Origin of the sequence: Solirhodobacter olei (assembly GCF_004010155.1) — a bacterium.
Taxonomy (GTDB): Bacteria; Pseudomonadota; Alphaproteobacteria; order Rhodobacterales; family Rhodobacteraceae; genus Solirhodobacter; species Solirhodobacter olei.
On sequence record NZ_RRYH01000011.1, the window covers coordinates 77,641 to 103,196 of the forward strand.

23 protein-coding genes are annotated in these 25,556 nt (G+C 67.1%); 13 read left to right on the forward strand and 10 right to left on the reverse strand.

Annotation, left to right across the window (positions count from 1 at the left end; translation table 11 throughout):
* Positions 1 to 78 precede the first annotated feature (78 nt).
* Genes EIP85_RS09530 through EIP85_RS09550 form a run of 5 tightly spaced genes read left to right on the forward strand, consistent with a single transcriptional unit; the run spans position 79 to position 6,075 of the window.
* Positions 79 to 546, forward strand: a complete 468-nt coding sequence (locus tag EIP85_RS09530) for a formate dehydrogenase subunit gamma (protein WP_127901952.1) — start codon at positions 79 to 81, stop codon at positions 544 to 546.
* Positions 543 to 2,075 carry a formate dehydrogenase beta subunit gene (locus EIP85_RS09535; RefSeq protein ID WP_127901953.1) on the forward strand — a complete coding sequence of 511 codons (1,533 nt, stop codon included), beginning with the start codon at positions 543 to 545 and terminating at the stop codon, positions 2,073 to 2,075. The genes EIP85_RS09530 and EIP85_RS09535 overlap by 4 nt, the downstream gene beginning before the upstream one ends.
* Complete coding sequence (fdhF, locus tag EIP85_RS09540) at positions 2,072 to 5,002, forward strand: formate dehydrogenase subunit alpha (RefSeq protein ID WP_241559940.1); 2,931 nt, start codon at positions 2,072 to 2,074, stop codon at positions 5,000 to 5,002. Before EIP85_RS09535 ends, fdhF begins: the two co-directional genes overlap by 4 nt.
* Position 5,003: 1 nt before the next feature.
* Positions 5,004 to 5,870, forward strand: coding sequence for a formate dehydrogenase accessory sulfurtransferase FdhD (gene fdhD, locus EIP85_RS09545; RefSeq protein WP_241559942.1), 867 nt, complete (start codon positions 5,004 to 5,006; stop codon positions 5,868 to 5,870).
* Positions 5,860 to 6,075 carry a formate dehydrogenase subunit delta gene (locus EIP85_RS09550; RefSeq protein ID WP_127901954.1) on the forward strand — a complete coding sequence of 72 codons (216 nt, stop codon included), beginning with the start codon at positions 5,860 to 5,862 and terminating at the stop codon, positions 6,073 to 6,075. Before fdhD ends, EIP85_RS09550 begins: the two co-directional genes overlap by 11 nt.
* A gap of 49 nt (positions 6,076 to 6,124) precedes the next feature.
* Here EIP85_RS09550 and EIP85_RS09555 read toward each other — a convergent pair whose 3' ends face one another.
* On the reverse strand, positions 6,125 to 7,147 hold the full coding sequence (locus EIP85_RS09555) for a C45 family autoproteolytic acyltransferase/hydrolase (protein ID WP_164871689.1): 1,023 nt from the start codon (positions 7,145 to 7,147) through the stop codon (positions 6,125 to 6,127).
* A gap of 135 nt (positions 7,148 to 7,282) precedes the next feature.
* Between EIP85_RS09555 and EIP85_RS09560 the strand changes: the two genes are divergently transcribed.
* Complete coding sequence (locus EIP85_RS09560; RefSeq protein WP_127901956.1) at positions 7,283 to 8,011, forward strand: DUF1003 domain-containing protein; 729 nt, start codon at positions 7,283 to 7,285, stop codon at positions 8,009 to 8,011.
* Between the two features lie 7 nt (positions 8,012 to 8,018).
* Here EIP85_RS09560 and EIP85_RS09565 read toward each other — a convergent pair whose 3' ends face one another.
* Complete coding sequence (locus EIP85_RS09565) at positions 8,019 to 8,228, reverse strand: hypothetical protein (protein WP_127901957.1); 210 nt, start codon at positions 8,226 to 8,228, stop codon at positions 8,019 to 8,021.
* Between the two features lie 410 nt (positions 8,229 to 8,638).
* Here EIP85_RS09565 and EIP85_RS09570 point away from each other — a divergent pair, with 410 nt between their 5' ends.
* Positions 8,639 to 9,859 carry a D-alanyl-D-alanine carboxypeptidase family protein gene (locus tag EIP85_RS09570; RefSeq protein WP_127901958.1) on the forward strand — a complete coding sequence of 407 codons (1,221 nt, stop codon included), beginning with the start codon at positions 8,639 to 8,641 and terminating at the stop codon, positions 9,857 to 9,859.
* A 31-nt stretch (positions 9,860 to 9,890) separates the two neighbouring features.
* On the opposite strand, the gene EIP85_RS09575 is transcribed toward EIP85_RS09570, so the two are convergent.
* The gene (locus EIP85_RS09575; RefSeq protein WP_127901959.1) at positions 9,891 to 10,973 is read right to left on the reverse strand and encodes an ABC transporter ATP-binding protein; all 1,083 of its coding nucleotides are present in this window, start codon (positions 10,971 to 10,973) and stop codon (positions 9,891 to 9,893) included.
* Positions 10,974 to 11,179: 206 nt separating this feature from the next.
* On the opposite strand from EIP85_RS09575, the gene EIP85_RS09580 reads away from it, so the two are divergent.
* Positions 11,180 to 12,157: an ABC transporter substrate-binding protein gene (locus EIP85_RS09580; RefSeq protein ID WP_127901960.1), complete on the forward strand. Its 978-nt coding sequence runs from the start codon at positions 11,180 to 11,182 to the stop codon at positions 12,155 to 12,157.
* A 4-nt stretch (positions 12,158 to 12,161) separates the two neighbouring features.
* Positions 12,162 to 13,877, forward strand: coding sequence for an ABC transporter permease (locus tag EIP85_RS09585; protein ID WP_127901961.1), 1,716 nt, complete (start codon positions 12,162 to 12,164; stop codon positions 13,875 to 13,877).
* A 1-nt stretch (position 13,878) separates the two neighbouring features.
* Here the strand turns inward: EIP85_RS09585 and EIP85_RS09590 are convergent, their stop codons facing one another.
* The 7 genes from EIP85_RS09590 to EIP85_RS09620 form a co-directional block, all read right to left on the reverse strand.
* Positions 13,879 to 14,718: an ABC transporter permease gene (locus EIP85_RS09590; RefSeq protein WP_127901962.1), complete on the reverse strand. Its 840-nt coding sequence runs from the start codon at positions 14,716 to 14,718 to the stop codon at positions 13,879 to 13,881.
* Positions 14,711 to 15,478, reverse strand: a complete 768-nt coding sequence (locus EIP85_RS09595) for an ABC transporter ATP-binding protein (protein WP_127901963.1) — start codon at positions 15,476 to 15,478, stop codon at positions 14,711 to 14,713. The genes EIP85_RS09590 and EIP85_RS09595 overlap by 8 nt, the downstream gene beginning before the upstream one ends.
* 49 nt (positions 15,479 to 15,527) lie before the next feature.
* A complete protein-coding gene (locus EIP85_RS09600) occupies positions 15,528 to 16,556 on the reverse strand; it encodes an ABC transporter substrate-binding protein (RefSeq protein ID WP_127901964.1) in 1,029 nt (342 codons plus the stop codon).
* A gap of 299 nt (positions 16,557 to 16,855) precedes the next feature.
* Positions 16,856 to 17,128 carry a hypothetical protein gene (locus tag EIP85_RS09605; protein WP_127901965.1) on the reverse strand — a complete coding sequence of 91 codons (273 nt, stop codon included), beginning with the start codon at positions 17,126 to 17,128 and terminating at the stop codon, positions 16,856 to 16,858.
* Between the two features lie 299 nt (positions 17,129 to 17,427).
* On the reverse strand, positions 17,428 to 18,456 hold the full coding sequence (locus EIP85_RS09610) for a GlxA family transcriptional regulator (protein ID WP_206615493.1): 1,029 nt from the start codon (positions 18,454 to 18,456) through the stop codon (positions 17,428 to 17,430).
* Entirely contained in the window at positions 18,453 to 19,646 is a 1,194-nt protein-coding gene (locus tag EIP85_RS09615; RefSeq protein WP_127901966.1) for an MFS transporter, read from the reverse strand. The genes EIP85_RS09610 and EIP85_RS09615 overlap by 4 nt, the downstream gene beginning before the upstream one ends.
* A gap of 296 nt (positions 19,647 to 19,942) precedes the next feature.
* Positions 19,943 to 21,274: an MFS transporter gene (locus tag EIP85_RS09620; RefSeq protein WP_127901967.1), complete on the reverse strand. Its 1,332-nt coding sequence runs from the start codon at positions 21,272 to 21,274 to the stop codon at positions 19,943 to 19,945.
* 208 nt (positions 21,275 to 21,482) lie between these two features.
* Here EIP85_RS09620 and cyoA point away from each other — a divergent pair, with 208 nt between their 5' ends.
* From cyoA to cyoD, 4 genes are read left to right on the forward strand one after another with little or no spacing between them, the layout of a single operon-like run.
* Positions 21,483 to 22,445 (forward strand): ubiquinol oxidase subunit II, encoded by a 963-nt coding sequence (gene cyoA, locus EIP85_RS09625; RefSeq protein WP_241559943.1) that lies wholly within the window; start codon positions 21,483 to 21,485, stop codon positions 22,443 to 22,445.
* A gap of 19 nt (positions 22,446 to 22,464) precedes the next feature.
* Complete coding sequence (gene cyoB / locus EIP85_RS09630) at positions 22,465 to 24,486, forward strand: cytochrome o ubiquinol oxidase subunit I (protein WP_127901968.1); 2,022 nt, start codon at positions 22,465 to 22,467, stop codon at positions 24,484 to 24,486.
* Positions 24,483 to 25,109, forward strand: coding sequence for a cytochrome o ubiquinol oxidase subunit III (gene cyoC, locus EIP85_RS09635; protein ID WP_127901969.1), 627 nt, complete (start codon positions 24,483 to 24,485; stop codon positions 25,107 to 25,109). Before cyoB ends, cyoC begins: the two co-directional genes overlap by 4 nt.
* Positions 25,106 to 25,474, forward strand: a complete 369-nt coding sequence (gene cyoD / locus EIP85_RS09640) for a cytochrome o ubiquinol oxidase subunit IV (RefSeq protein WP_127901970.1) — start codon at positions 25,106 to 25,108, stop codon at positions 25,472 to 25,474. The genes cyoC and cyoD overlap by 4 nt, the downstream gene beginning before the upstream one ends.
* Positions 25,475 to 25,556 lie beyond the last annotated feature (82 nt).

Sequence of the window (25,556 nt, forward strand, 5' to 3'; positions counted from 1 at the left end):
TCGATTAACGGGAATTCGATATTGAACCCTTGGGCAACTGCGCGCAAAACGCGGCCAGGGCACGAAAAGGAGGCCAGCATGGCGCCGGAAGCGGTTGCGCAGCGCACGGAAGAGATCGTGGGGGAACATGCAGGCCTCGAGGGCCCGCTGCTGCCGATCCTGCACGCGGTTCAGGACGCCTTCGGCTATGTGCCGCAGGAGGCGCTGCCGAAGATCGCGGAGAAACTGAACATCACGCGTGCCGAGGTGCATGGCGTCGTCTCCTTCTACCACGATTTCCGCGATGCCCCCGCCGGTCGGCACGTCGTGAAGCTCTGCCGGGCCGAGGCCTGCCAGGCGCAGGGCGCGGAAGAGACTGCCGCCCATGCCAAGGCGCGGCTGGGCGTGGGCTTCCACGGAACGACCCCGAACGGCAACGTGACGCTGGAGCCGGTGTTCTGCCTGGGCCTCTGTGCCTGCGGGCCGGCGGCGATGGTGGATGGCAAGGTGGTGGGCCGCGTGGATGCCGCGCGGCTTGATGAAATTCTGGCGGAGATGGGCGCATGAAGATCTACGTTCCCCGCGACGCCGCAGCAAAAGCGCTTGGTGCCGATGCCGTGGCCGAGGCCGTGGCGCGCGAGGCCAAGGCCCGCGGCCAGGACGTGACACTGGTCCGCAACGGCAGCCGCGGCATGATCTGGCTGGAGCCGCTTCTGGAGGTCGAGACCGACAAGGGCCGCGTGGCCTTCGGCCCGGTCGCAGCCTCTGACGTGCCCGCGCTGTTCGAGGCGGGCTTCGGGGCCCACCCCCTCGCCCTCGGCCCGACCGAGGAGATCGACTGGATGAAAGGCCAGACCCGGATGACCTTCGCCCGCGTGGGCGTGGTCGATCCGGTCTCGCTGAGCGATTACGAGGCGCATGGCGGGCTGAAGGGCCTGCGCCGGGCGCTGGGGATGTCCTCGGCCGAGATCGTGGGCGAGGTGAAGGAAAGCGGGCTGCGCGGACGCGGCGGCGCGGGCTTCCCGACCGGCATCAAGTGGGACACGGTCGCCAAGGCCGCGGCGGATCAGAAATACATCGTCTGCAATGCCGATGAGGGCGACAGCGCGACCTTCGCAGACCGCATGCTGATGGAGGGCGACCCCTTCACCCTGATCGAGGGCATGGCCATCGCCGGGATCGGCGTGGGGGCGACGCGCGGATATGTGTATATCCGTTCGGAATACCCCGAGGCGATCGAGGTGATGGAAGCAGCGATTGCGGCGGCCCGCGAGGCGGGCGTGCTGGGGGACGATGTCCTCGGGTCCGGCCGGGCCTTCGACATGTGGGTGAGGACCGGCGCGGGCGCCTATGTCTGCGGCGAGGAGACCTCGCTTCTGAATTCGCTGGAAGGCAAGCGCGGCGTGGTCAGGGCGAAGCCGCCGCTGCCGGCGCTGGAGGGGTTCCTGGGCAAGCCGACGGTGGTCAACAACGTCATCTCGCTCGCCACTATCCCGGTGATCTTCGAAAAGGGCGCTGCCGCTTACAAGGACCTCGGGCTTGGCCGCTCGCGGGGGACGGTGACGCTACAGATCGCCGGCAACGTGAAGCGCGGCGGGCTTTACGAGACCGGCTTTGGCCTGACGCTGGGCCAGATCGTGGACGAGATCGCGGGCGGCACCCGCTCCGGCCGGCCCGTCAAGGCGGTGCAGGTGGGCGGGCCGCTGGGCGCCTATTTCCCGCGCGATCTGTTCGACACGCCCTTCGGCTACGAGGAATTCGCGGGAAAGGAAGGCCTGATTGGCCATGCCGGGCTGAGCGTCTTCGACGACAGCGTCGACATGATGCACATGGCCCGCTTCGCCATGGAGTTCTGCGCCATCGAGAGCTGCGGGAAATGTACCCCCTGCCGGATCGGCGCGGTCCGGGGCGTCGAGACGGTTGACCGGATCGCCGCGGGCGATACCTCTGCCATAGGGATCCTGACCGATCTCTGCCACACGATGAAGCTGGGCTCGCTCTGCGCGCTCGGGGGGTTCACCCCCTATCCCGTGATGAGCGCACTGACCCACTTCCCCGACGATTTCCGCCCCGCCCAGAGGGAGGCCGCAGAATGAAAGACTTCATGGACTTCATCATCCCGGATGCCGATTACGGTACGCCGGCCTCCAAGTCGAAGGAGCCGGTGACGCTGATCGTCGACGGCTTCGAGGTGACGGTGCCCGCTGGCACTTCGGTCATGCGGGCCGCCAAGGAAGCCGGGATCACGGTTCCGAAGCTGTGCGCCACGGATTCGATGGACGCCTTCGGCTCCTGCCGGCTGTGCCTGGTGGAGATCGAGGGCCGGGCCGGAACGCCGGCCTCCTGCACCACGCCGGTGGCACCGGGGATGGTCGTGCGCACCCAGACCGACCAGCTGAAGCGGCTGCGGCGCGGGGTGATGGAACTTTACATCTCCGACCACCCGCTGGACTGCCTGACCTGCTCGGCCAACGGCGATTGTGAGCTGCAGGACATGGCCGGCGCCGTGGGCCTGCGCGACATGCGCTACGAGGCGGGCGCCAACCACTATGACCGCGGCAACGGTACGCTCGCCTTCGGCGATGCGCGGGCACGGGGCCGGGCGGGCGACGACCACGGCAACCCGGACTGGCATCCGAAGGACGAGTCGAACCCCTATTTCACCTTCGATCCGTCGAAATGCATCGTCTGCTCGCGCTGCGTGCGGGCCTGCGAGGAGGTGCAGGGCACCTTCGCGCTGACGATCCAGGGCCGCGGCTGGGACAGCATCGTGTCGGCAGGCATGGCCGGTGATGATTTCCTCGGCTCGGAATGCGTGAGCTGCGGGGCCTGCGTGCAGGCCTGCCCGACCGCGACGCTGCAGGAGAAGTCGGTCATCGAGATCGGCACGCCGGAGCGTTCGGTCATCACCACCTGCGCCTATTGCGGCGTCGGCTGTTCCTTCAAGGCCGAGATGCGCGGCGACGAGCTGGTGCGCATGGTGCCCTGGAAGGACGGCAAGGCGAACCGCGGCCATAGCTGCGTGAAGGGCCGCTTCGCCTGGGGCTATGCCCAGCACCAGGACCGGATCCTGAAACCCATGATCCGCGACACCATCGACGAGCCCTGGCGCGAGGTGAGCTGGGACGAGGCGCTGAGCTTCGCCTCCGGCCGGCTGAAGGCGCTGCAGGCCTCGCACGGGCGGGATTCGATCGGGGTTATTACCTCGTCGCGCTGCTCGAACGAAGAGACCTTCCTTGTCCAGAAGCTGGCGCGGGCTGTCTTCGGCAACAACAACACCGACACCTGCGCCCGGGTCTGCCATTCGCCGACCGGATATGGCCTGGGTCAGACTTTCGGCACCTCGGCCGGTACCCAGGACTTCGATTCGGTCGAGGAGGCCGACGTGGTCCTGATCATCGGCGCCAACCCGACCGACGGGCACCCGGTCTTCGCCTCGCGGCTGAAGAAGCGCTTGCGGCAGGGCGCCAAGCTGATCATCGTCGACCCGCGGCGGATCGATCTTGTGAAGACCCCGCACGTGAAGGCGTCCCACCACCTGCAGCTGAAGCCCGGCACCAACGTCGCCGTGGTGACCTCGCTCGCTCATGTGATCGTGACCGAGAAGATTTACGACGAGGCCTTCATCCGCGAACGCTGCGACTGGGACGAGTTCCAGGATTATGCCGAATTCGTCTCTGATCCGCGCCACGCGCCGGAGGCGACCGAGGCCAACACCGGGGTTCCCGCGGCCGAGCTGCGCGCCGCGGCCCGACTTTATGCCAAGGGCGGCAACGCGGCGATCTACTACGGGCTTGGCGTGACCGAGCACTCACAGGGTTCGACCGCCGTGATCGGGATCGCCAACCTCGCCATGCTGACCGGCAACATCGGCCGGCCGGGCGTGGGGGTGAACCCGCTCCGCGGCCAGAACAACGTGCAGGGCAGCTGCGACATGGGCAGCTTCCCGCATGAGCTGCCGGGCTACCGCCATCTCAAGAACGACGACGTGCGCGACATCTTCGAGAAGGCCTGGGGTGTCACGCTGAACCCCGAGCCAGGGCTTCGGATCCCCAACATGATCGATGCCGCCGTCGACGGCACGTTCAAGGGCATCTACATCCAGGGCGAGGACATCCTGCAGTCCGACCCGGACACCAAGCATATCGCCGCGGGCCTGCGTGCGATGGATTGTGTCATCGTCCACGACCTGTTCCTGAACGAGACCGCGAATTACGCGCATGTCTTCCTGCCCGGCTCCACCTTCCTGGAGAAGGACGGGACCTTCACCAACGCCGAGCGCCGCATCAACCTGGTCCGCCGGGTGATGGCGCCGAAGAACGGCTACGAGGATTGGGAGGTGACGCAGATGCTCGCCAACGCCATGGGCGCGGGCTGGCATTACACCCACCCGAGCCAGGTGATGGACGAGATCGCGGCGACCACGCCGGGCTTTGCGGGCGTGAGCTTCGACCGGATCGCCGAAATGGGATCGGTGCAATGGCCCTGCAACGACAGTGCGCCGGAAGGCACGCCGATCATGCATGTGGGCGGCTTCGTGCGCGGCAAGGGCAAGTTCATCCGCACCGAATACGTGGCCACCGACGAGAAGACCGGGCCGCGCTTCCCGCTGCTGCTGACCACCGGGCGGATTCTGACGCAATACAACGTCGGCGCGCAGACACGCCGGACGGCGAACACCGCCTGGCATCCGGAGGACCTGCTTGAGATCCACCCGCATGACGCCGAGAACCGCGGCATCAAGGACGGCGACTTCGTCCGCCTCGCCAGCCGGTCGGGGGAAACGACGCTGCGGGCGCGGATCACCGACCGGGTCTCTCCCGGCGTGGTCTACACCACATTCCACCACCCGGCGACGCAGGCCAATGTCGTGACCACCGACTTCTCGGACTGGGCGACGAACTGCCCGGAATACAAGGTGACGGCGGTGCAGGTCGCGCCCTCGAACGGGCCCACGGGCTGGCAGGAGGATTACGCCGCGCAGACCGAGCTGGCCCGCCGCATCCTGCCCGCGGCGGAGTGAGATGGCCGGTCACGACATGGGTCCGGGCGACAGGAGGCCGGGCGACAGGGCTCGCCCGGTCGACAGCAGGCCGTGCCTGACCTACCGCGCGGGCGCGGTTCACGCTGCCGCCCGCGCGCTGCCGGAGGAGATGCCGGTGGCCATGGTCTACAACGGCTCCACCCAGGCGGTGATGCTGGCGACGCCCGCGGATCTGGAGGATTTCGCCCGCGGCTTCAGCCTGACCGAGCATATCGTCGCGGATGCCGCCGAGATCGAGCGCATCGAGGTCGTGGAGCACGACGCGGGGATCGAGGCGCAGGTCTGGCTGGCCGAGGACCGGGCCGAGGCGCTGGCGGCCCGCCGCCGCGCGATGGCGGGCCCGGTCGGCTGTGGGCTTTGCGGTATCGACAGCCTGGAGGAGGCGTTGCACCCGATCGCGCCGCTTTCCGGTGCGGGCCCGCGCTTCACCGCCGCCGATGTGCTGCGCGCGATGGAGGCACTGGCCGCGCATCAGCCGCTTCACGACCAGACCCGCGCGGTGCATGCGGCGGGCCTCTACATCCCCGGCGAGGGGATAGTGCTGGCACGCGAGGACGTGGGCCGTCACAACGCGCTCGACAAGCTGGTCGGCGCGATGGCAAAGGCCGGCATCGAGGGCGCACAGGGCGCGGTGGTGCTGACCAGCCGGGTCTCGGTCGAGATGGTGCAGAAATGCGCGGTGGCCGGGGCGCGCGTGCTGATCGCCGTCTCGGCACCGACGGGCCATGCCGTGCGGCTGGCCGAGGGCGCGGGGATCACGCTCGCCGCGCTGGTACGGGAGGACGGCTTCAGCCTGTTCACCCACAAGGATCGGATCGAAACCGGAGCTTCGCAGAATGTCGCCTGACAAGCTGATCTACATGGCGAACCAGATCGCCACCTTCTTCACCTCTCAGCCGGAGGGGGAGCGGGTGGACCGCGTCGCCGGCCATATCAAGGATTTCTGGGACCCGCGGATGCGCGACCAGCTCTTCGAGATCGTCGACCGCAAGACGGCGGGGATCGATCCGCTGGTGCTGTCGGCTGTGTCCCAGCTGCGCGAGGCCGCCTGACGCCAAGCCCGGACGCGGATGGGCTCTGGCCCTCCTCGGCGCGGGATGGTCAGGTGAGGCTGAGCTCGCCGTCTTCGGCGGTCAGGGTCACGAAGGGTTCCGCGATACCGGGATGATGGATCGCGGTGGTGACACGCCGCGCGTCGATCGTGGCAATCAGCGTCACGATGGTGTTTTCCTGATCCGGGTCGGCGGGGTCCGTCCGAAGGATAGGCAGGCCCGGGCCCGTGGCATCGCCGAGGATTGCGAGGGGATCCGTCGGCAACAGCGCCTCGGCCCGCGCCTGGCGGTCGGCGGAGGAGCGGGTGACGATCTGCGGCAGACTTGCCATCCCGGGATGGACGAGGTGGTTGGCATGGGCCATCGGCGCGTCGAGCGCTGCGACCGAGACCCGCTCGCCCGTAAACTCCACACTCAGCAGCCGGGGATCGCCGGCCTGGGCCATGGCGAAGTGGAAGGCGCCGGCGCGGGGAAGGGTCTCGATCAGCCCGACCGCCTCGTCGAGCGTGCGACAGCCCATCATCGCCCGGCTGAGGATCTGGCGCGGTACGCCGTCGCCTGACTGCCGGGCGCGGATGTTGTTGACCGTGACGACGAGGCCCGCGTCGTTTACCCCGAAGGCGCCGCCGGGCATCGAGGCGGGATAGAGGAAGGCGGCGAAGGCGGGCCCGCCCTCTGGACGGCAGGTGAGCAGGCCACATACCTCCATCTCCGCCGGGTCGCCGTCCTCGTTATGGCCGATGACGATGGGGGTGCCGGGCCGCAGAACGGTGGTGCAGCCGCCCGGTCCGTCGGCACGCAGATCGCCCGCCGCGACCAGTGCGAAGGCCTCCTCGGTCCGGCAGCCGAGGCCCTCGGCAAGGCCCGCGACCTCCTCCGCCAGCTCCGGCAGGGCGGCGCGGGTGGCGCGGATCATGGCGGCGACGCGGGGACCCCGTGCCAGTTCGGCAATGTCCCCCCAGGCCGGAGTGGAGCGGATGAGGCGCTGGAAGGCGTCCGTGCCGAAACGACCCATTGCGCGGCCGATCTCTTTCGATGCGCCCTGTGCCGTCACCTGTTTCAGCCGTGCCATCGCTGCCTCTCCCTGCCCGTCCCGATCCTGCATTCGTCAACGCCAACGCCCGCGACTCGGGCATCCTTTGCGGATATAACCCGCCGCGACGGACAAGCGGAGCCCTGGCGGCTTCGGGCAGGGAGGGAGGCGCGCATGAGCGAACACCACGACAGCAACTCGGCAGAGGACACCGGCCCCTGCGCCGTCTGCGGCGGCACCTTCCCGACGCGCGAGCTGCGCGGCACCGCCGGCGTGCGGCCCGGCATCATGGAGCTGATCCGCAAGGACCATCCCGGGATCGGCAGCGAGGATCACATCTGCCGCGCCGACCTTGCCCGCTACCGCCGGCTCTACCTCGAGGAGCTTCTGGAAGAGGAACGGGGCGAGCTGTCCGAGCTCGACCGCGAGGTGATCGAGAGTATCGAGACCGGGGAGCTGGTGACCCAGAACCCGGAAGAGGAGATCGACGAGACCATGACCTTCGGCCAGCGCATGGCCGACCATGTCGCGGCCTTTGGCGGGTCCTGGACCTTCATCCTCACCTTCCTCGCCGTGCTCATGGGGTGGATCGCGATCAACTCGCTCAGCCTGCTCACGAAGCCGTTCGACCCCTATCCCTACATCCTGCTGAACCTCGTGCTGTCCTGCATCGCCGCGATCCAGGCGCCGATCATCATGATGAGCCAGGGGCGGCAGGAGCAGAAGGACCGGATGCGCTCGGAAAACGACTACCAGGTGAACCTGAAGGCGGAGCTGGAAATCCGGCAGCTGCACGAACGGCTGGATTACCAGATGGCCCGGCAATGGGAGAAGCTGGCCGAGCTGCAGCGGCTGCAGATCGAGTATCTCGAGGCGCGGACCGAGGCGGACGAGGCGCCCTAGGCGGGCCTTACTTGCGGGCGGTGGCGGCGCCGACTGTGCCGCCGACCACGGCCCCGGCCGGGCCGGCGATCAGCGCGCCGCCGATGCCGCCGGTCGCGGCGCGGACGGTGGCGCTGCGTCCGCAGGCGCCAAGCGCGAGCATGAGGACGAGCAAAAGGCCGGAGGCGATGGCGGCCGGCAGGGTTCCGGCGGATCTGAGGCTTCTGGTGACGGGCATCACGGGTTCCTTTCCACAGGTGGGGCGCCAGTCGGCGTCCCACACGCGATGATCTGATCCCAGAAACCCGCGGAAAAACCAGTCTTTCCGGCAGCGATCGGCGGGGTTCAGCCAAGCCCGGCCGATCCTGGCGGCAGGCGGCGGGCGGGGATCGGCCCAAGGCGGCCCGTTCAAGGACGCCGACCCGTTCTTCAGGCGAAAGTGAGGGGGCGGGATGCGCCCGGTACCCGCCCATCGAGCCAAGCAATCGTGATCGTGATCGCACTGACGGCGCGAGATCGCAGGGGTCGATTGACGCCTCTTCGCGCCGCCCCTATCGCTGACGGCCAGCGGATGCCCGTTTCGGGGGCGCCGACGCCCGGTCGGGTGCCTTGTCCGCGTTCAGAGCAAGAGGGACCTCGAACGCCGCGATGCCGAAATTCATTTGCCGTCCATTCGTATCCGCCGCCCTTTGCGGCGTCGTCCTTATCGCCGGCTGCGCCGCCGCGGCCCCTTCGCAGGGCGCGGGTACGGCGCCGCTGCCGGCAGCCACGCCCGCCACGGCCGCCCCCGCCGCGCTGCCCGACGCGCCGCCGCCGCTGAGCCTGCCCGACACGGCGAGCTTCGTCCTGATGGATGCGCGCACCGGCGAGATCATCACCTCGAAATCCCCCAACCTGGCGCATGCGCCGGCCAGCCTGACCAAGCTGATGACGGCCTATCTGACCTACCAGGCCATCGCCCGCGGCACTCTGAAACCGGATCAGACCGTCCCGGTGAGCGATGCGGCTTGGAAGGCCGGCGGCTCTCGCATGTTCATATCTCCGCGGATGAGCGTGACGGTGGATCAACTCCTTCACGGTCTGATCATCGATTCAGGCAATGACGCGGCCGTGGCGCTGGCCGAGGCCGTGAGCGGCACGCAGGACGCCTTCGTCACGTCGATGAATGCCGAGGCGGCGAAGCTGGGGCTGACCGGTACGCATTACGCCAATGTCTCCGGCCTGCCGGACCCGACGCTGCACACCACCGCGGCCGATGTTGCCCGGCTTTCGCTGGCGCTGATCCGGGACTATCCGCAGGTTCTGCAGATCTCTGCCCAAAAGCACTACACCTTCGACAAGATTACCCAGCGCAGCTGGAACCCGGTGCTGTTCAAGGACCCGTCGGTCGACGGGCTGAAGACCGGGCTGACCGATGCCGCCGGCCATTGCATCGACGCGACGGCGCAGCGCAACGGCAACCGGCTGATCGCGGTGGAGATGGGGGCTTCCAGCTGGAACTCCGGCACCGCGGCGGTGGAGGCGCTGCTGGACTATGGCTACCATTTCTACCAGGACGCCACCGTGGCCACGGCGGGCACCAAGCTGGGCCAGCTCACCGATCCGCGCTTCCAGCCCGAAACCGTTCCGGTCGGGCCGGCGAAGGACCTCATGCTGACGCTGCCGATCGGCGCGCTTTCGGCGATCAAGCCGGAATTGCAGATTTCCGCGAACCTGCCGGCGCATCTGCCGCGCGGCTCCGTCGTGGGGACGATCGCCTACAGCCTGGGTGGCAAGGTGCTGGCGACGGTGCCGGCGGAGACGCTGGCCGATGCCAAGCCCGCGGGTTTCGTTACCCGGATGATGCGGCGGCTGCGCAAGACGCTCTGACCCCGCGCAGTGTGCGAGGCCGTGGGCGCGTTCAGAACCAGTGCAGCGCCTCGGGCGGGATATCCAGCCCGACGCGGCTGCCGGGGGCGAGCCGCGTCGCGGTGACGATCTGCACGCGGTGGCCGCCGGCGAGTTCGACCGTCGCGCTGTAACCATCCCCCCGGAAAAGCCCGCGCAGAACCCGGCCCTCCACCCTGCCCCCATCCGGCGGCACGACGCGCACGGCGCGGGCGCGCAGAAGCACGCGGGAGGCGGCGTCTACGGCAGAGGCGGGCGCGATCACCGCGCCGCCGGGCAGATGCCAGCCGTCCGGGCCGCGCACCACCGGCAGCACCGCGCCAAGACGCAGGAATTCCGCCACATGGGGCGAGGCCGGAGCGGCCAGCAGGTCCTCCGGCGGGGCCAGCTGCTCTATCCGGCCCTGGCGCATTACCGCCACCTCGTCGGCGAGCGAGAAGGCCTCAGTCTGGTCATGCGTCACGTAGAGCGCCGAAAGGCCGAGATCGGCAACGTGGCTCGCGATCTCCTCCACCATTATCTCGCGCAATTCGCGGTCGAGGTTGGAGAGCGGCTCGTCGAAGAGCACCAGCTCCGGCTCGGTCACGATGGCGCGGGCGATGGCGACCCGCTGTTGCTGTCCACCGGAGAGGTCCCCCGGGCGGCGGGCGGCGAGCTTGGAGAGACCGACGCGGGCGAGTGCCTCGTCCACCCGTGCGGCACGGCGGCGGGCTGGTACGCCCTGCATCTCCAGCGGGAAGCCGACATTCGCGGCGACGGTCATGTGCGGCCAGAGCGCATAATCCTGGAACACCATGGCAAGGCCACGCGCCTCGGGCGGCACGAAGACCCCGCGGCGGGGATCGGCAACCAGGCGTCCGCGCAGGTGGACGATGCCCGCCTCGGGTTCCAGCAGGCCCGCGACGACACGCAGGAGTGTGGTCTTGCCGCAGCCGGAGGGGCCAAGAAGCGCGGTGACGCGCCCGCGCCGCAGCGTCAGGCCGACATCGGAGAGAACCGGCGCACCGCCGAGGCTGACGGAGAGGCCTGTGAGGCGGACGACCTCCTCCTCGGCGGCGGTGCTGAACGCGCCCGCGGCCGCATCGACATCCTTCATCGCATCTTTCCCGAAGCTTCCGGCGCGGAATATGCGATGGCTGTGACAGTGCCGTGACAGCCGGGGCGGGGCGCAGGGCGTTGGGCGCGATGCAGGATGCGGCGCCAATGCGCGGTTTCCGCCCCTGACGGCCCGCGCCGTCATCAACCTGTTAACCGGCTGGGATAGCCCGCGGGGGACCGTTCTCGCAGACAGGAGCCTTCCCGATGTTGCGCATGTTCACCGCTGTCACCGCCCTCGCCCTCTCCGCGCTCGCGGCTCAGGCCGACGTGGGGGGGACCCTCACCCTCTACACCTCGCAGCCCAGCGCCGATGCGCAGAAGACCGTCAACGCCTTCGAGGCTGCTTTTCCGCAGGTGAAGGTGAGATGGGTGCGCGGCGGCACCACCCAGATGATGGCCAAGATCGAGGCCGAGTTCGCCGCGGGCGACCCGCAGCCCGACGTGCTGCTGATCGCGGACATGGTCTCGATGGAGCGGCTGAAAGAGGACGGGCGGCTCATGGCGGACCCCGAGGCGAACGTGTCGCGCTTCGATCCGGCGCTGATGGACCCCGATCACATGTTCTTCTCGACCAAGCTGATCACGACGGGCATCGTCTACAACACCCATGCCAAGATGAAGCCCACCTCCTACACGGACCTGCTGAAGCCCGAGGCGAAGGGCGAGATTGCCATGCCCTCGCCGCTGAATTCCGGCGCGGCGGCGATCCAGCTTGATGCGATCACCGCCAATCCGGCGCTGGGGTGGGATTACTACAAGGGCCTTGCCGATCAGGGCGCGGTGGCGCAGGGCGGCAACGGCGGCGTCTACAAGGCCGTGGCGAGTGGCGAGAAGCTTTACGGCTTCGTGGTCGATTACCTGCCGGTGCGCGGCAAGGCCAAGGGCGCGCCGGTGGCCTTCGTCGCCCCGAAGGAGGGGCTGACCGCGGTGACCGAGCCGGTGGCGATCCTGAAGACGGCGAAGAACGTGCCCGCCGCCAAGGCCTTCGTCAGCTTCCTCCTGTCCGCGAAGGGTCAGAAGCTCGCCGCCGACATGGGCTATATTCCGGCCGATCCGGCGGTGGCGGAGCCCGCGGGTTTCCCGCCGCGCGACCAGATCAAGCTGATGGCCTTCGACCCGGCGAAGGCGCTGAAGGACAATGCCGCGAACCTGAAGAAATTCGCGGATATCTCCGGCGGCTGATCCCATGGCGGCACGGATGCGGGGCGGCGAGCGGCTGACGCTGGCCGCCCTCACGGCGATGGCGGCGGGGCTTCTGGCCCTGCCGCTTCTGCTTGTCGCCCGGCAGGGGCTGTTCTCCGCGGACGGGACAGGCGCGGGTAGCAGGGTGATGGCGGTTCTGGCCGACCCCGGCGTGCGCCGCGCGACGGTCCACAGCCTGGTGACGGCGGGCGGCTCGGGCGCGTTCGCGCTGGTGATCGGGGCGACCCTGGCAGCCGTCCTCTGCCTCAGCGACATCCGCGCCAGGGGCGCCTTCATCTTCCTGCTGATCCTGCCGATGATGATCCCCCAGCATGTCACCGCGATCGCCTGGCTGCAGGCGACCGGGCCGGGGAGCCCGCTGCTCGGCAGCCTCGGCCTCGCCCCGCCGATCGGCACGCCGAACCCGCTTTATTCGCTGGGCGGGATCCTGGTGCTGCTGACGATCCAGCACGCTCCCCTTGTTTTTCTGGTAATGCTCGCGGCGCTAAAGCAGATCCCCGGCGAGCTGGTGGAGGCCGCGCGGATCGCCGGCGCCTCCCCCTACCGCGCCCTGCGTCGCGTGCTACTGCCGGCCGCCGGACCGGCGCTGATCGCGGCCTATGCGCTGGCGGTCGTCTCTACACTGGGGAATTTCGGCATACCGGCGCTACTGGGGATCCCGGCGCGCTATATCACGCTGCCGGTGCTGATCTGGCGTCAGCTGGCCGCCTTCGGGCCGGGGATGCTGGGCGAGGTTGCGCTTCTCTCCTTCCTGCTGGGCGTGGTCGCCATCGCCGCGGTGCTGGTGCAGATGGCGCTGCAACGCCGCGCCGGGGCCCGGCTGACCAGCCGCGCGCGCCGACCGATCCGGCTGCACCTCGGCCGGGCGCGGCCCTGGGTGGAGGCGGCTCTCGCGGCCTATGTCGCGGTGACGGTGGTGGTGCCGGTCTCGGCGCTCTTCGCGACCTCGCTGGTGCCCACCTATGGGGCGGCGCTGACGCTGAAGACGGCGACGCTGGCCAATTACGCCGAGGTGCTGCTGCGCCAGCAGGTGACGCTGCGCGCCTTCGCCAATTCGGCGCTGGCCGCAGGCGGGGCGGCGGTGACGCTGGCGCTGGCCGCGGTCGCGCTTTCGGCGTTTCTCTTCGGGCCCGCCCGGCCCGGGGTGCGGCGGCTCGTCACCGGGATCGTCGCGCTGGGAGAGATCAGCTATGCGGTGCCGGGGGTGGTGATCTCGATCGCCTTCATCCTGGCTTTCCTGCGGCCGCTGCCGCTGGTGCATCTGAGCCTCTACAACACGCTGGCAATCATCTACCTCGCCTACCTCGCCGCCTTCTTCGCTATCGCGCTGAAGCCGGTGGGCGCGGCTGTGGCGCAGCTTGACGAGGCGCTCGACGCCGCCGCGCGGGTGGCGGGGGCGGGCTTCGGGCAGCGGTTCCGGCGGATCCTGTTCCCGATGGTCTCTCCCGCCGCGCTTTCGGGCGCGATTATCGTGTTCCTGACCGCCTATAACGAGGTTACCGTCTCTGCCCTTCTGTGGTCGAACGGGACGGAGACGGTGGGCACGACGATCTTCAACTACGAGGATTCGGGCTACACCACGCTGGCCGCCGCCATGGCGATGGTCACCGTGGCGGTGACCGTCGGCCTCATGGCGCTGCTGAACCTTCTGGCAGGGTGGCTCAGGCTGCCGGAGGGCGCGCTGCCCTGGCGGGCCTAGCTCAGGCGCGCCAGTCCAGCAGGCGCTTCTCGGCCAGCCCGATCAGCCAGCTGCCGACAAGGCCGATGGCGGAGAGGATGATGACCCCGGCGAAGAGCTCGCCCAGGTTGAAGATCGAGCCCGCCATCAGGATATAGGCGCCGATGCCGTGCTGGGCGCCGATCATCTCGGCCGCGACCAGCAGCACGATGGCGATGGAAAACGAGATCCGGAAGCCCGAGAGGATCCCCGGCATCGCGCCGGGCAGGATGATCTTGCGCACGATGGAAGACCATTTCAGCCCGAAGCTCTGCCCCATCCGGATAAGAGCGCGGTCGACCGCATCCACACCGGCATAGGTGGAGATCACCGTGGGGAAGAAGGTGCCGAAGAGGATGGTGGCGACCTTCGAGCCCTCGCCGATGCCGAACCAGATGATGAAGAGCGGCAGAAGCGCGATCTTCGGCACCGGGAAGAGCGCCGAGACGATGGGCAGCGCCGAGGCCCGAGCCTGGCTGAACAGCCCGATCATCAACCCCACGGCAATGCCCAGTGCCGCGCCCAGAAGCCAGCCAACCAGCAGCCGGTAGAGGCTGACGGAAAGGTTGGTCCAGAGTGCGCCGGTGGTGATCAGGTCGCGGAAGGCACCGAACACGTCCTTTGGCGCGGGCATGGCGATCGGACTGATGAAGCCGGTGGAGGAGCCCGCCTGCCAGAGCGCCAGCAGAACCAGCAGCACGACGGGCGCGAGGAACGGATGCCGGCGATGGTGGAAACCGCCGCCGCGGAAGGGCACCGGGCGGGCATCGGCCGGGATCTCGATCTCGGCCGACAGGGCGTCGGGGGAGCGGCTGTCAGGCATGGGCCAGCTCCCGGTCGGCGGCGGCGGCCTCGTCGCGCATCATCTCCCACAGGCCGCGCTGCAGCGGCTCGAGCTCGGCCATCCGGTCGGCGCGTTCGGCAAGCGGCATGTCGATCTCCACCACCTCGCGGATGCGGCCGGGGCGGCGGCTGAGGACGACGATGCGATGGCCCAGGCGCACCGCTTCGGCCAGATTGTGGGTCACATAGGCGGCGGAGAAGGGCGTGCGCGTCCAGAGCTCTACGAGGTCGTCCATCAGAAGCTCCCGCGTCTGGCTGTCGAGGGCGGAGAGCGGCTCGTCCATCAGCATCACGGCGGGGCGGACCGCAAGCGCGCGGGCGATCGCCACGCGCTGCTTCATGCCGCCGGAAAGCTGGCGCGGCCAGGCCCGGCGGAAATCGGAAAGCTTGGTGCGGGAAAGCACGTCCGAGATCACCTCGCGCGCGGCCGCGCCGGTGATGCCGTGGTCCTCGAGGACAAGCGAGATGTTCCCTTCCACCGTCCGCCAGGGCAGGAGCGCGAAATCCTGGAAGATGTAGGTCAGCGGGTTGAGGCTGCCCTCGGGCGCCGCGCTGGAAATCAGGACGCGGCCAGAGGTGGGTTGCTCCAGCCCGCCGATCATCCGGAGCAGCGTGGATTTCCCGCAGCCGGAGGGGCCGACGATGGAGACGATCTGTCCCGCCCGCAGGTCGAAGGAGACGTCGCGCAGCACCTCGGTGTCGGCGTAGGAATGGCTCAGGTGGTCGAGGATGATGCGCATCGGTCGGTCCGCAAGGCCGGGGGCCGGGCAAGGCCCCCGGCGGTTGGTCTTAAAGTTCCTTGACGTAGCCGGTCTTGACCAGCTGAGCCATGGTCACGCTCTTCGGCGCCATGTTCGCGCCCTGCAGCCATTCGAGCTGCGACTTGACCGAGGCCATGGAGATCGCCGCACCCGGGTTGATCAGCATTGCGCCATGGGTGATGCGCGGGCCGGCCTTGGCGAGCGGCATGGCGGAATAGACGTACTTGTGGACGATCTTCACGATCTCGGCCACTTCCGCGGCATCCGCCTTCTTGTAGACCAGCGCGGTGTTGTAATCGTCGATCCCCTTGGAGAGCGCGGCGAGGTAGCGCTTCACCACCTCCGGTTTCTTGTCGGCATTCTCGGCCGAGGTGAAGACGGTGGTCACCTGATAGTCGGGGATGAAGTCGGAGATCTTGCCGATCTCCACCACGTCGCCGCCCTTGGTCAGCGCATCGGCGATGTTGGGGACGATCGACCACGCATCGATCTGGCCGGATTTGAGCGAGGCGATGATCGCCGGAACCTTCTGCAGCGGCACGAAGCGGATGTCGGTGGCTGGGAAGCCCGACTTCCTGGCGATCATGTCGGCCATGTAATTGAACGACGAGCCCGCCGTGGTCAGCCCGAAGCTGTGGCCCTTGATGTCGGCGGGCGTCTTAAGCCCGGCGTCATAGGCCTTCTTCGAGGCGAGGATCTTCTGACCCTCGATGCCCGCGTGTTCCTGCAGCGCGCCGCCGATGATCTTGATCGCGCCCTTCTGCGACAGGCTGACCAGCCCGCCGGAGATCGCGGTCATGCCGAAGTCGACGTCGCGCGAGGCGATGCCCACGGCCAGTGCCTGCGCGGACTGGAAGGTGACGAATTTGACGTCGAAGCCCTGCTCCTTGAAGTAGCCCTTCGCCTCGGCGATCAGCGCGGGGGCGTGGGAGGTCAGCGTGAGGATCCCGACGTTGAGCTTTTCGGCGGCCGCCAGCACCCGGCGCGGCAGCAGGAACGGCGCGGCCGAAGCGGCGCCAAGGCCGGCCAGAACGGCGCGGCGGTTGGTCGAAGTCATTGGTGTCCTCCCTTCAAGCAAGTCTTTCCCCCGTTCTGTGCGACCGCGGGGAGGAGAATGTCAACGTGCGAGGGCCGGATCGTGGCCGGCAAAACCCACCCGGCGCGCCCTCCGGCCGAGCGGGCGCGCCCCAGGCCGGTTCAGAGCCTTAATCGAGGCCAATGACATGGACCCTGCTCATCCGGTCAGCCCTGCCGGGATACCCTTCGCCGCCCCGCGGCGGGACCGTCGGCGATGCCTCCCCCCAATGGCCGGTCACGGGCCGGGGGCGGACATCCTTGGCCCTTGCAATGGACGGCTCAGCGGTTTGCCTGATTTTCGAGAGCGTCGGCCGTTCGTTTGGTATTTTGGTAGATTCCAATACCCATATACAGAAGGCCGCCGATGACGATCAGATAAAGCCCGCCACCGACCAGAACGGCGAGAGCGGCAGCAATCCGGGCACCGACAGAAGGGCCGACGTCGCCACCACCGGCGACCATGACCACGGCGGCGATCACAATACCGATCGCGGCAATGACGACGAAGACGTTTACGACTTTCTCAAGGGAATTAATAAAGAAATTGCGCATCGGTTCATTCCTCCTCCAATGACCCATTTGCGACACTAAGCACGATCCAGCGGGCGGCGCTACGCCGTCGCGATCTGCGGCCGGCTGAGGGCTTCGCCGGGGCGGAAGGGAGAGCCCGCAATCCCCCTATCTGTCGCCAAGCCTGACGCGGTTCCGCGAAAGTCTTTTCGTCTGCGGCATGGCGCTTTGCGAGGCGCTTCTGGCCTCGATACAGCGATATGCCGACGTCTACCCGGCCGAGACTATCCGCCGGATCTGGCCCACCGAACTGATGGACGGAGAAAGTGACGCGTTCAGGGTCAGCAGGTAGGCAAAGCGGAATGCCCGCTTGGCAATGTCGCAGCCGGAACTTCGTCGCCCTGGGAAAAACGCTTTCGAAACTCGCTTGGCGTAATGCCGTAGTGCCGGCGAAAAAGCCGCAGCAGGTTGCCCTCTGTCTCGCAGCCGACCATGCGAGCGATCTGCTTGATCGAGCGGCTGCCGCTGCTGAGGGCCTGGGACGCAGCCTCCAGCCGGAAGACTTCCACCGCCTGTCCCGGGCTTCGTCCGGTAGCCTCTCGGTATCGGCGGCGGAAATTGCGCTCGGACATGCCAATGCGGGTGGCCAGGGCCGGCACGTCAAGCGGGGACGCAAGATTTGCCAGGATCCAGGCATCGAGTTCGGCAAAGGCGCCATCGGCCGCCGCCTGCGCCTCAAGCGGCACGCTGAACTGGGCCTGCCCGCCCGACCGGGTCATGTAAACGACCAGACTGCGGGCCACCGCCATGGCAAGGGCCCGCCCCTGATCGCGCGAGATCAGCGCCAGGGCGAGGTCGATGCCGGAGCTGACACCCGCGGAGGTCCAGACCCCGCGATCCTCGACGTAGATCGGGTCAAGCTCGATCCTTGCATCGGGGCAGCAGCGCTGCAGCTCTGCCGTCCAGCGCCAATGCGTGGTCGCGCGCCGTCCCGACAGGAAGCCTGCCGCGCCAAGCAGGAACGCCCCGGTGCAGACCGAGCAGAGCCGCTTCACCCGACCGCCGTTCGCGGCGAGCCAGGCGACCGAGCGCCCGTCATCTGGTGGCCTGCCGCTGCGGCTGCCGCCCGGCACGATCAGGGTGTCGATCGCATCCGGGTCGATCGTTTCGATGCACACCGTCGGCAGGGCCAGGCCCGGGGCCGAGCTGACCGGGCCGCCGGCGGCCGAGGCGGTGACGATCTCGTATCGCGGCTCCCGCGCCTCTACGTTGCAGCTTGCGAAGGCCTGCATCGGCCCGGCGAGGTCGATCATGTTCACGCCTTCGGAGATCAGGAAGACGACGAGATGGGGTCGGGTCGGATCCGTCACGAGAGCACCGCCTGCCGTTTGTGCCAGCCGAAGGTGACCCAGCTCGCGAGCAGGAGCAAAGGCAATACGGCGAGGTTGAGGGCGGACCAGCCGAATATCTCCAGAAGCGGGCCGGCCATGAGGGCCCCGAGGGCGGTGCCGCCGTAGCGCAGGAACTCCGCAAACCCCTGAGCTCGGGCGCGCTCGTGCGGCGCATGGGATCGGGCGAGGAGCGTCGTCCCCGAGATGAACATGAAATTCCAACCGAGACCGAGGGCCAGCAGGGCGGCGTGAAAGCCGAGGTCGGTCTGTGCGCCGACCGCGATGAACACGCAGGCCAGCATGATCGCGATGCCCGTCTGCAGCACCCGGCCGAGTCCGAATCTCCCGATCAGCATCCCCGTGAAGAGCGACGGGCCGTACATGCCAAGGAGGTGCCACTGGATGACGCTGGTGCTCGCCGCCACGCCAAGCCCGGCCTTCAGCGCGGCAATGGGGGCGGCCGTCATCAGGAACATCATCACGACCCCACTGGTGACCGAGCTGGCCAGCGCCGCCCGATAGTCGGGGCGGGACAGGAGGTCAGCGAAGGGGACGGGCGTACCGCTGGTGGCAGTCCGCAGGTCCGCATCGTCACGATAGAGCAGCAGCAGGATCAGCGAGATCGCCGCGAGTACGGCGACGGCCAGATAGGCACCGGCGAAGTAGGGATCGTGTAGCCAGCCCCGGCTCCAGTTCGCGAGGGCCGGACCGGCGAGGGCGGCCCCCAGCCCGCCGGCCAGCACCCAGGAGATCATCCGGGGCTTGCTTGCATCCGCCACGTTGTCGGCGGCCGCCAGCCGGTAGTATTGCGAAAACGCCTGCCAGATCCCGACCATCATGGTCCCGAGGCAGAAGCTCCAGAAATGCACGTTCAGCACGGACCAGACCGAGATCAATCCGCCCAGCGTACCCATCGCGGTCCCGCTCATGAACCCGGCCCGCCGGCCCATGCGGGACATGAGGCCGGATGCGCCCCAGGTCGTGAGCGCCGTGCCCACGGTGATCAGGGCGAAGGGCAAGGTGGCGAGCCACGGCACGGGCGACAGTTTCGAGCCGACGATCCCGGTCAGTGCAAGATCGATCGAGATAGAGCAGATGAAGAGCATGTTGCAAAGCAGCAGGATGATCGCGTTCCGCGTGATCCCGCCATTGGTGGTCCGTTCGGTCATGGCAATCCCTTCCCCTTGACGGAGACATGATTGCAGAACGGGTTAGGGCCGATTGGCCAATTATCCGGCATATCCGGCCAAACTTGCGCGGTTGAATTCTGCCGCAGGCTTGGTCCACGCTTTTTTCGCCGGACGTCCGCATCGCGCGCCAATTGCGGTCGTCCATCATCGGGTTCAGTGATCCCGAACTCGGATCGGCCGCTTGGCCAGGATTGCACCAGATCATGAGAAACAGGCAGCACGAGAGCTCGGTCACCTGAGCGACCGGCCTCGCTGACAATGCCGGTGAGTCGGGATCAGGTCTTGCCTGCAAGCGTCTGGTTGGCCGCCAGCGCCACCAGCGTCACGACCGCGCCGGAGAGCAGATACCCGCCCGCCGCCGGCAGCCCGAAGGCGGTGGCGAGGTAGAGCGCCACGAAGGGCGCGAACCCGGCCCCGATCAGCCAGGAAATGTCGGAGGTGAGGGCCGAGCTGGTATAGCGCCGCTGGGTGTCGAAATTTGATGCCACCACACCGGAGGACTGCCCGAATGACAGCCCCAGGATCAGGAAGCCGACCACGACATAGGCCAACTCTCCCGCCTCGCCCCCGGCAAGAAGCTGCGGTGCGAAGCCGGAGAAGGCGGCGATCGCCCCGGCGGAGATGCTCAGGAGTACCCGCCGCCCGTATCGGTCTGCCAGCACGCCAGAAATCACGATCGCCACTACGCCAAGCGCGGCCGCGATGCTCTCGGCAATCAGGAAGTGAGTCGGTGAGTCGTTTGTTTCCAGCACCACCCAGGACAGCGGGAACACGGTGACCATGTGAAAGAGCGCGAAGCTCGCCAGCGGCGCGAATGCACCGATCAGGATGCTTTTGCCCTCGATCCGCACGGTCTGAAGGGTCGGCGAGGGCTGGAGATCCTTGCTCTTGAACAGCCGCTCGAACTGCGGCGTGCTGATCATCCTGAGCCGCGCGAACAGAGCCACGACGTTGATCGCGAAGGCAACGAAGAACGGATAGCGCCAGCCCCAGGCGAAGAAGTCAGAATTCGACAGCGTCGCCCGGAAATAGGCGAACAGCAGGCTCGCCACGATCAGCCCCAGCGGCGCACCGAGCTGCGGGATCATCGCGTACCACCCCCGGCGATTCGCGGGCGCATTGAGCGAGAGAAGCGACGCCAGCCCGTCCCACACACCGCCAAGCGCAAGGCCCTGCCCGATCCGCGCCAGAGACAAAATCAGGACCGAAAGAACGCCCACCTCGTTGTAGCCGGGCAGGAAGCCCAGAACGACGGTCATCGTGCCCAGCAGCACCAGCGAGATCGTAAGCTTCGTCGTCCGCCCGTGACGGCGGTCGATCCTCATGAATATGACGGAACCAACCGGCCGCGCGATGAAGGCCAGCGAGAAGATCGCGAACGAATAGAGCATCGCCACGACCGGATCGGCGTAGGGAAAGACCAGCCTGGGAAAGACTAGCACGGCCGCGATGGCGTAAACGAAGTAGTCGAAGAATTCGGATGTCCGGCCGAGGATAACGCCTATGGCGATCTCGCCCGGCGATATTTCGTGCTCCGACCCGGCCGCATGCGGCTGGCGCGTGCCCTTTGCCCCGGCCCCCGAGGCGGGCGCAGTTGCTGACGACATGGTTCAGCGTCCCGGTTGGTGCCGTATCCTCAAAGGGTGGGCCAACAAAACGTGACTCGCAAGTCTTTATTTTGTACGGATAGTTACGGTAGCCTAATCGAGCCGCCCACAGCGCTGCGGCCGGGATGGATCACGGATCCTTTCATATCCGTGCATTGGTCCATCCGGCCCGCGCCAGCAAAGGCGGTGGAGCAGGGGACAGCGCGACGTGCACAAACCCATGCGACGCTCGGCGCGGAACATAGTCGCAACGCTAGGGCTTCTGGCCCTGAGCGGATGCAACGCGGTGGTGTTCAATCCCTCGGGCGACATCGCCATCCGGCAGCGCGACGAGATCATCATCGCCACCGTGCTGATGCTCATCATCATCCTGCCGGTAATGGGGCTGACGATCTACTTCGCCTGGCGGTACCGCGAGTCGAACAAAGATGCGGATTACGACCCCGACTGGCACCATTCGACGTCACTCGAACTGGTGATCTGGGCGGCACCGCTGCTGATCATCATCTTCCTCGGCGCGGTGACGTGGACAGGGACGCACCTTCTCGATCCCTACCGCCCGCTCGACCGGATAGACGCGGCACGACCCGGCCCGCCGTCGGAGGCCCCGATCGACGTGCAGGTGGTCGCGCTCGACTGGAAATGGCTGTTCATCTATCCGCAATACGGAGTCGCCTCGCTGAACGAGATGGCTGCCCCGGTTGACCGGCCGATCCGCTTCTCGATCACCGCGCAGAACGTGATGAACTCCTTCTTCGTCCCCGCCATCGCCGGGCAGATCTACGCCATGCCCGGGATGCAGACGACGCTTTACGCAGTCGCCAACAAGCGCGGCGACTATCAGGGATTCTCGGCCAATCTCAGCGGTCTCGGCTTCTCGGGGATGACCTTCACTTTCCACGCCACCTCGCCGGCCGATTTCGACAAGTGGATCGCCAAGGCACGGGCAGGCAAGACCCATCTTACCCGCGCCGAATACCTCAAGCTCGAAGCGCCGAGCGAGGCCGTGCCGGTGACCTATTTCGGTGCGGCTGAAGATGGCCTTTTCACCGCGGTCGTGAACCGCTGCGTCCGCCCCGGGCAGACCTGCATCCGCACCATGATGACGCGGCAGGGAACGGGCGACGGGGCGACGCAGAAGACAAAGCAGGAAACGGGCACCGGCAACTGATCTTCCGGAAGGTGTGACGATGAAACTACCCTTCGCCGACGAGACCTACAGCCCGATCTTCGGGCGCCTTTCGCTCCAATCGCTGCCGCTGCACGAGACGATCGTCGTCGTCACCTTCATCGCGGTCGCCATCGGCGGGGTCGTGGTGGTGGGCGCGATCACCTACTTCCGGCTCTGGGGAACGCTGTGGCGCGACTGGTTCACGTCGGTCGACCACAAGAAGATCGGCATCATGTATTTCGTGCTGGCCTTCATCATGCTGATCCGGGGCTTTTCCGACGCGATCATGATGCGCGCGCAGCAGGCGCTGTCGGTCGGGCCGGGGCATTACGGCTACCTGCCGCCGGACCATTTCAACCAGGTCTTCAGCGCCCATGGCGTCATCATGATCTTCTTCGTCGCCATGCCGATGGTTGTCGGTCTTATGAACGTCGTCGTGCCGCTACAGATCGGCGCGCGCGACGTGGCGTTCCCGTACCTCAACAACGCGAGCTTCTGGCTGACCACCGCCGGCGTGGTGATCACCATGCTTTCGCTCTTCATCGGCAACTACTCGCGGGCCGGATGGCTGGCCATGCCGCCGCTGTCCGAGTTCAAGCAGAGTCCCGATGTAGGGGTGGACTATTTCATCTGGGGGCTGCAGGTCGCGGGCGTCGGCACTCTGCTGTCGGGCATCAACTTCGTCGTCACCATCATCAAGATGCGCGCGCCGGGCATGACGATGATGAAGATGCCGGTCTTCGTCTGGACCGCCTTCTGCACCAACATCCTGATCGTTGCCGCCTTCCCGGTGCTGACGGCGGTGCTGGCGCTGCTCGCGCTTGACCGCGTCGCGGGGATGCATTTCTTCACCAACGACGGTGGCGGCGACATGATGATGTACGTCAACCTGATCTGGATCTGGGGCCACCCGGAGGTCTACATCCTGATCCTGCCCGCCTTCGGCGTCTTTTCCGAGGTGGTGGCGACCTTTTCCGCCAAACGGCTCTTTGGCTACACCTCGATGGTCTACGCGACGATCGTGATCACCATCCTCGCCTATCTGGTCTGGCTTCACCACTTCTTCACAATGGGCGCGGGCGCGGACGTCAACTCCTTCTTCGCCATCACGACGATGATCATCTCGATCCCGACCGGGGCGAAGATCTTCAACTGGCTCTTCACCATGTACCGTGGCCGAATCCGCTACGAACTGCCGATGATGTGGACGCTGGCCTTCATGCTGACCTTCGTCATCGGGGGCATGACCGGGGTGATGCTCGCCGTGCCGCCGGCCGATTTCGTGCTGCACAACTCGCTGTTCCTGGTGGCCCATTTCCACAACGTCATCATCGGCGGCGTTCTGTTCGGGATGTTTGCCGGCATCACCTACTGGTGGCCGAAGGCCCTGGGCTTCCGGCTGGACCGGAAATGGGGGGTCCGCTCGTTCTGGCTTTGGGTGGTGGGCTTCTACATCGCGTTCATGCCGCTTTACGTGCTGGGATTCATGGGGGTGACGCGGCGGCTTCAGCACATCTCCAACCCTGCCGCGCGGCCCTGGTTCGAGATCGCGGCCTTCGGCGCCTTCCTGATCGCGCTCGGCATCGCGTGCATGCTGATCCAGTTCTACGTCTCGATTCGCGACCGCGAACGGCTGCGCGACACGACGGGCGACCCCTGGAACGGCCGGACGCTCGAATGGTCGACGGCCTCGCCCGCGCCGGCCTACAACTTCGCCTTCACCCCTGTGGTGCATGAGGTCGATGCCTGGCACGACATGAAGAACCGCGGCTACGTCCGGCCGGAGGCGGGCTTCAACGCGATCCACATGCCGAAGAATACCGCGACCGGCGTGGTGATCGGCGCCCTCGGCACCGTGTTCGGCTTCGCCATGGTCTGGCAGATCTGGTGGCTGGTGATCCTCAGCGGGCTTGCCCTCTTCGCCACGGTCATCACCCATTCGTTCAACTACGACCGCAGCTTCCACATCCCGGCCGAGGAGGTGACCCGGACCGAGGAAGATCGAAGCCGCCTGCTCGCCAGTGCAGGGATACCGGCATGAGTGCGGTGGATCACGCCGGCGGCGGCGCCGAGACCTTCTACCGCGCCGAGGAGCACGAGCATCCCGAGGGCTCCAACACGATGCTGGGGTTCTGGATCTACATCATGAGCGACACGCTCATCTTCGCGATGCTGTTTGCCTGCTTCGCAGTGCTCGGCCGGCATTACGACGGCGGACCGGGCCCGAAGGACGTGTTCGACATCACGCTGCTGGCCCTTAACACGACGATGCTGCTCTGCTCGTCGATCACCTACGGCTTCGCGATGATCTCGATGCAGAACGGCCGGACGGGCGGCACGCTTGGCTGGCTTCTCGTCACCGCGCTTTTCGGCATGGCCTTCGTCGGGATCGAGCTGCACGAATTCGCTGGCATGATCGCCGAGGGCGCGACCCCCGAGCGCAGTGCGTTCCTTTCGTCCTTCTTCACGCTGGTCGGCACCCACGGCACCCATGTGACCATCGGCATCATCTGGATGTTCACCCTGATGGCCCAGGTCTCGCGCAAGGGGCTGAACGCCGCCAACCGGCGCCGGCTGATGTGCCTGTCGATGTTCTGGCACTTCCTCGACGTCATCTGGATCGGCGTCTTCACCGTGGTCTATCTGCTGGGGATGATCCAATGAGCCATGATGCGAACCCCGACACGCACGAGGAATTCGGCGCCCATGGCACGGTCCGGGGCTATCTGACCGGCTTTGTCCTGTCGGTGATCCTGACCGCAATCCCGTTCTGGCTGGTGGTGAGCCGTGCGACCGGCCCGTTGGCGACTGCGGTGCTGATCCTGGCCATGGCGCTTATCCAGATCGGCGTTCACATGATCTATTTCCTGCACCTCAACACCCGATCCGAGGGCGGCTGGAATATCCTCGCCGCGATCTTCACGGTGGTGCTGGTCGTGATCGCGATCTCCGGCTCGATCTGGGTGATGTACAATCTCGACATCAACATGATGCCGATGTCCGGAAACCAGATTGGCGCCGGTCAGTAGCCGCGGAGGGCTCCACCGTAGGGGACCCTGACCCCTGAGGATCCGGTCCCGGGGCCATCCGGGTCGCCCCGACGTTTCCCCT

Coding starts and splice junctions, on each gene's coding strand:
- EIP85_RS09530 (WP_127901952.1), top strand. CDS start 79: ATGGCGCCGGAAGCGGTTGCGCAGCGCACGGAAGAGATCGTGGGGGAA.
- EIP85_RS09535 (WP_127901953.1), top strand. CDS start 543: ATGAAGATCTACGTTCCCCGCGACGCCGCAGCAAAAGCGCTTGGTGCC.
- fdhF (WP_241559940.1), top strand. CDS start 2,072: ATGAAAGACTTCATGGACTTCATCATCCCGGATGCCGATTACGGTACG.
- fdhD (WP_241559942.1), top strand. CDS start 5,004: ATGGCCGGTCACGACATGGGTCCGGGCGACAGGAGGCCGGGCGACAGG.
- EIP85_RS09550 (WP_127901954.1), top strand. CDS start 5,860: ATGTCGCCTGACAAGCTGATCTACATGGCGAACCAGATCGCCACCTTC.
- EIP85_RS09555 (WP_164871689.1), bottom strand. CDS start 7,147: ATGGCACGGCTGAAACAGGTGACGGCACAGGGCGCATCGAAAGAGATC.
- EIP85_RS09560 (WP_127901956.1), top strand. CDS start 7,283: ATGAGCGAACACCACGACAGCAACTCGGCAGAGGACACCGGCCCCTGC.
- EIP85_RS09565 (WP_127901957.1), bottom strand. CDS start 8,228: ATGCCCGTCACCAGAAGCCTCAGATCCGCCGGAACCCTGCCGGCCGCC.
- EIP85_RS09570 (WP_127901958.1), top strand. CDS start 8,639: ATGCCGAAATTCATTTGCCGTCCATTCGTATCCGCCGCCCTTTGCGGC.
- EIP85_RS09575 (WP_127901959.1), bottom strand. CDS start 10,973: ATGAAGGATGTCGATGCGGCCGCGGGCGCGTTCAGCACCGCCGCCGAG.
- EIP85_RS09580 (WP_127901960.1), top strand. CDS start 11,180: ATGTTGCGCATGTTCACCGCTGTCACCGCCCTCGCCCTCTCCGCGCTC.
- EIP85_RS09585 (WP_127901961.1), top strand. CDS start 12,162: ATGGCGGCACGGATGCGGGGCGGCGAGCGGCTGACGCTGGCCGCCCTC.
- EIP85_RS09590 (WP_127901962.1), bottom strand. CDS start 14,718: ATGCCTGACAGCCGCTCCCCCGACGCCCTGTCGGCCGAGATCGAGATC.
- EIP85_RS09595 (WP_127901963.1), bottom strand. CDS start 15,478: ATGCGCATCATCCTCGACCACCTGAGCCATTCCTACGCCGACACCGAG.
- EIP85_RS09600 (WP_127901964.1), bottom strand. CDS start 16,556: ATGACTTCGACCAACCGCCGCGCCGTTCTGGCCGGCCTTGGCGCCGCT.
- EIP85_RS09605 (WP_127901965.1), bottom strand. CDS start 17,128: ATGCGCAATTTCTTTATTAATTCCCTTGAGAAAGTCGTAAACGTCTTC.
- EIP85_RS09615 (WP_127901966.1), bottom strand. CDS start 19,646: ATGACCGAACGGACCACCAATGGCGGGATCACGCGGAACGCGATCATC.
- EIP85_RS09620 (WP_127901967.1), bottom strand. CDS start 21,274: ATGTCGTCAGCAACTGCGCCCGCCTCGGGGGCCGGGGCAAAGGGCACG.
- cyoB (WP_127901968.1), top strand. CDS start 22,465: ATGAAACTACCCTTCGCCGACGAGACCTACAGCCCGATCTTCGGGCGC.
- cyoC (WP_127901969.1), top strand. CDS start 24,483: ATGAGTGCGGTGGATCACGCCGGCGGCGGCGCCGAGACCTTCTACCGC.
- cyoD (WP_127901970.1), top strand. CDS start 25,106: ATGAGCCATGATGCGAACCCCGACACGCACGAGGAATTCGGCGCCCAT.